Raw genomic sequence first — 3,096 nt, forward strand, 5'->3', positions numbered from 1 at the left:
TCCAGGTCGCCTATCCGACCCGCGCGGCCGCCGACGCTTTTATCGTCGAGCGGGTCACGCGCGACATGGCGAGCCGCGACGCCAATGACCTGATCTACCAGCTCGACGCCTCGCGGACCTACAATCCCCTGCCGAATCTGGAGCGAATCCGCGTCCCCATGACCTGGATCAACAGCGCCGACGATTTCATCAATCCCGCCGGCTACGGCATCGCCGAGGCGGCGGCGCGGCGCATGCCCACCGCCCGCTACATCCTCATCCCCGCCACCGCCGAAACCCGCGGCCACGGCACCCACACCTGGGCCCGCTTCTGGCGTCAGGAGCTTGTGGAATTGCTCGGGCGGACGGAGCAGTGACGAGCCTGGAAGAACGATATCGTGGTCTCAAGGCCCGATGGCGCGAAGGAGAGCGTGACCGCGAACCTGGTCTCGAATTGCTGTTTCTCGCGTGGTGGCACTGGGCGGAACCCCCGTTTCTGACCGACCTGACCGACGATGAGGACGTCGATACGTTGTGGCACGAGGTGTTTGCTCATCTTGGCGGAGAGCGTTCGGATGACGTCGAGTTCCTGTTCGTCGCGGGAATTATGGCGGAGGTAGGTGGCTACGTTCTAGGGATTGACGAGCGATGGCGAGCACGGGGTCGTCGGATGATAGATCGGGCGATGGCTGCCAAGCATTCTCCGCTTTCGGAGAGCACATTCGACAATCGCGGCGAATACGGAAACTATTTTGCCCATCAACTAAGAGGCCAGCTTAGGCCTCCCGAAATCACTCACTGATCGAGGGTCAGGGCGCCTCCCATCGGAAGCGTTAGCGCGCTACCTCCCGTGAACTCACATGGTTGAGCGCGATCACCCAGCGGCCGTTCACCTTGCGGAACAGGCGGGTGTTAATCCCGTCCTGCGGCCGTACGCCGCCTTCCAGGCGGTAGCGGCCGATCAGCTGGGCGGCGTCGGGCGAAAGCATCTGGACGCGGATGTCGAAGAAATGGAGCCGCCCGCGCCGCGCCGGGTCGCCGCCATAATCGCGGACATAATGGTCGAGCGTCCCCTGCCAGTCGCGCTGGAACTCGCCGCGCGACACGAACACCACGTCGGGGTTGAGGAAGCCCTGCATATAGCCGCGGAAATCGCCACGATTCCATGCCACCTCCATGTCCGCGATGACCTGCCGGATCGCCGCTTCCTCGGCCGCCGGGTTGTAGGCCGGGGACTGTGCGGCGAGCAGCAGGGCGAAGACCGGCGCGAGGATCTCCCGCCGCATCCATTTTCCGTCATGCTGAACTCGTTTCAGCATCCATTCCTCCACCGTCCGGACAGTTGACCAATGGACCCTGAAACAAGCTGGGGGTGACGAAAAGTGTCGAGTCACAGCGTGAACGGTGCGCTCCGCTGGCCGTGCTGCTATCATTCCTGCGCAATGGGGAACAAGGCGATGCGCCGAATCTATCTGATCCTCGCGCTGCTGGTCATCCTGCTGGGGCTGTTCCACACCGTCTCGACCGCGCGCTTCTTCGACGCGTTCAACAGTCGCGCGATCTGGTTCGCGAGCGGCGGCCTGCTGCTGGTCCTGACTGGCGTCCTCAACCTGCTCAATCGCAGCTACGGCGCCAGAGCATCCGGCGTGCGCTGGGCGACGATCGCCACCAACATGGTCATGACTGTTTTCGCGGCGCTTGCCGGGATCGCTGGCGCGGCGTCCGGGGCTCAGCTGGCCGTGATCGTCGGCTTGATCGCGGCCACGACCCTGGTCTCGGCGCTGCCGCGCGCGATCAGCGGGTAAGCTTCTCGCCCGCCTCCGCCTTCTTCACCAGCATGTCGGACAGGTTGAAGTCCGCCCCGAGTCGCAGCAGCTGGTTCCTGATCCCGGCGACGATCTTGTCTAGCCCCTCGCTGTCCGCCCAGTGCATCGGCCCGCCGCGGTAGACCGGCCAGCCATAGCCGTAGACCCAGACGACATCGATGTCGGACGCCCGCTGCGCGAAGCCGCCCTCCAGGATCAGGGCGCCTTCATTGACCATCGTGTAGAGGGTGCGCTCGATGATCTCCTGGTCGCTGATCTCGCGCTTCTCGACGCCGGCCTTGGCGCGGAAATCGTCGATGATCCCCTGCACGACGGGTGAAGGGGAGGGGTTTCTTTTCTCGTCATAATCGTAGAAGCCGGCGCCCTTCTTCTGGCCCCAGCGGTCGATCGCGCAAAGCGCGTCGCGGATGTTCTCGATCCGGGTCGGGTCGCGGTGCCAGCCGATATCGACCCCGGCGAGGTCGGACATCTGGAACGGCCCCATCGGCATGCCGAACTCGACGTGGACCCGGTCGACCTGCTCCGGCGTCGCGCCTTCGAGCAGCAGCTGCATCGCCTGCATCTGACGCGGGATCAGCATGCGATTGCCGATGAAGCCGTAGCAAACGCCCGCCACCACCGCGACTTTCTTGATCCTCTTGGCGAGCTGCATCGCCGTCACCAGCACGTCCGGCTGGGTCTTCGCGCCGCGCACCACCTCGAGCAGCTTCATCACATTGGCCGGCGAGAAGAAGTGCAAGCCCAGCACGTCCTCCGGCCGCTTCGTCACAGAGGCGATCTCGTCGATCGAGAGGTAAGAGGTGTTGGAGGCGAGGATCGCGCCCGGCTTGGCGATCGCGTCCAGCTTCGTGAAGAGTTTCTTCTTCACGTCCATATTCTCGAACACCGCCTCGATGATGAGGTCACAATCGGCGAGCGCATTGAGGTCGAGCGTGGGATTGAGCAACCCCATCGCCTGGCCGACCTGTTCGGCGGTCATCCGCCCCTTGGCGGCCGTCGCCTCGTAGTTTCTGAGCATCACGCCGGTGCCCCGGTCGAGCGCCTCTTGCTGCATCTCGACGATCGTCACCGGGATGCCGGCGGACAGGAAGTTCATCGAAATGCCGCCGCCCATCGTGCCGGCGCCGATCACGCCGACGCGCTTGATTTCGCGGGGCAGCGTCTCCTCCGGAATGCCGTCGATCTTCGCCGCCTTGCGCTCGGCGAAGAAGAAATATTGCTGCGCGCGGGCCTGCTTGCCGGTCATCAGCTCCATGAACAGCCGCCGCTCGTCGAGCACGCCTTCGGCATA

At 64.3% G+C, this 3,096-nt stretch carries 4 protein-coding genes and 1 pseudogene; 3 read left to right on the forward strand and 2 right to left on the reverse strand.

Annotated elements, in window-relative coordinates:
• Together ACT4N3_RS13270 and ACT4N3_RS13275 are read left to right on the forward strand one after the other, a co-directional pair.
• Window positions 1-356: pseudogene (locus ACT4N3_RS13270) on the forward strand (alpha/beta fold hydrolase); the annotation flags it as partial.
• Window positions 353-781 (forward strand): hypothetical protein, encoded by a 429-nt coding sequence (locus ACT4N3_RS13275; RefSeq protein WP_444855704.1) that lies wholly within the window; start codon window positions 353-355, stop codon window positions 779-781. The pseudogene ACT4N3_RS13270 and the gene ACT4N3_RS13275, both read left to right, overlap by 4 nt.
• 31 nt (window positions 782-812) lie before the next feature.
• On the opposite strand, the gene ACT4N3_RS13280 is transcribed toward ACT4N3_RS13275, so the two are convergent.
• Window positions 813-1,298, reverse strand: coding sequence for a YybH family protein (locus tag ACT4N3_RS13280; RefSeq protein ID WP_444855705.1), 486 nt, complete (start codon window positions 1,296-1,298; stop codon window positions 813-815).
• Window positions 1,299-1,436: 138 nt separating this feature from the next.
• Between ACT4N3_RS13280 and ACT4N3_RS13285 the strand changes: the two genes are divergently transcribed.
• Entirely contained in the window at window positions 1,437-1,784 is a 348-nt protein-coding gene (locus ACT4N3_RS13285) for a hypothetical protein (protein ID WP_444855706.1), read from the forward strand.
• On the opposite strand, the gene ACT4N3_RS13290 is transcribed toward ACT4N3_RS13285, so the two are convergent.
• On the reverse strand, window positions 1,774-3,096 hold a 1,323-nt coding region (locus ACT4N3_RS13290), incomplete at its 5' end, for a 3-hydroxyacyl-CoA dehydrogenase NAD-binding domain-containing protein (protein ID WP_444855707.1). The genes ACT4N3_RS13285 and ACT4N3_RS13290 overlap by 11 nt on opposite strands.

Origin of the sequence: Sphingosinicella sp., assembly GCF_052388015.1 — a bacterium.
Taxonomy (GTDB): Bacteria; Pseudomonadota; Alphaproteobacteria; order Sphingomonadales; family Sphingomonadaceae; genus Allosphingosinicella.

Coding starts and splice junctions, on each gene's coding strand:
- ACT4N3_RS13285 (WP_444855706.1), top strand. CDS start 1,437: ATGCGCCGAATCTATCTGATCCTCGCGCTGCTGGTCATCCTGCTGGGG.
- ACT4N3_RS13280 (WP_444855705.1), bottom strand. CDS start 1,298: ATGCTGAAACGAGTTCAGCATGACGGAAAATGGATGCGGCGGGAGATC.